General features: G+C 47.1%; 1 protein-coding gene. It reads right to left on the bottom strand.

All coding sequences use genetic code 11. The features are described from left to right. Window positions 1–183: 183 nt before the first annotated feature. Window positions 184–922 (bottom strand): class I adenylate-forming enzyme family protein (locus tag A3729_RS21565; RefSeq protein ID WP_156498064.1); only part of this gene is annotated, 739 nt, incomplete at its 5' end.

Here is a 922-nt window from a genome sequence, read left to right as displayed (position 1 = left end):
AAAATAAATTCTACCGTTTGAAGCCCGAGGTCTTTTTCGGGGCTGGCGGTGTCTCGCACTATAGTTGCTCGTCCTAATCGAATAAGCGCAACGCGCTAAGCAATTTCAAGTACTTGTGACAATAGCCAGTGAAGACACACACTACCTGTTGCTTAGAGGTTTGCTTACTTTATTAAGGCGTATTTAGTTCTTTAAATCTGCCTTCATTTGCTTGCGAAGCACTTTGCCGTTGGCCGTTCGGGGGAACAGTTGGGTGAAGTAAATCTTTTTAGGTACTTTATATTGAGCCAAATGTTCGTTTGCAAAGGCTAATAGGCTTGTTTCATCTAGCGTGCTACTTTCATGGCGAATGACGCTCGCCACGACCAAGTTCTTATCTGGCCCGATCTCTTCTTCGAGAGCGACACAATCAGCGACGTCGGGGTGGGTTTTCAATACCCGTTCAATCTCGTGGGGTGAAATACGAAAGCCAAAGCTGTTGATGATGTCGTCACGTCGACCGAGGAACCAAACATAGCCTTCTTCGTCTCGTTTGGCGTAGTCGCCGGTGAGAAAATAGCCGCCTTTGCGTGTGGCTTGTGTGGTGTCCGGCAGTTGCCAGTATTCAATGAACAGTCCTAAGTCTTGCTCGTCGATACAAAGCATGCCTTCTTCACCGTCTTTGACTGGCTCTAAGTTCTCATCGAGTAGATGTATTTTATGCCCGGTCTGAGGGCAACCCGCAGAGCCCGGGCGAATGGGGCGAGCAGGGTGATGCGATAAATAATAAGAACATTCAGACATGCCGATAGCTTCGTAAATATCCTGATTAAAGCGGTCTTGCCATAACCCAAGCATTTCATCTGAAAGATGCTCGCCTGCACACATACAGTGGCGAAGTGTCGGTACATCTTTAGCTGAAAATTCAGTTTTCTGAATGATC

The sequence above is a fragment of the Oleiphilus sp. HI0043 genome (assembly GCF_001634935.1).
This window is presented reverse-complemented; position numbering and strand designations above follow the sequence as displayed.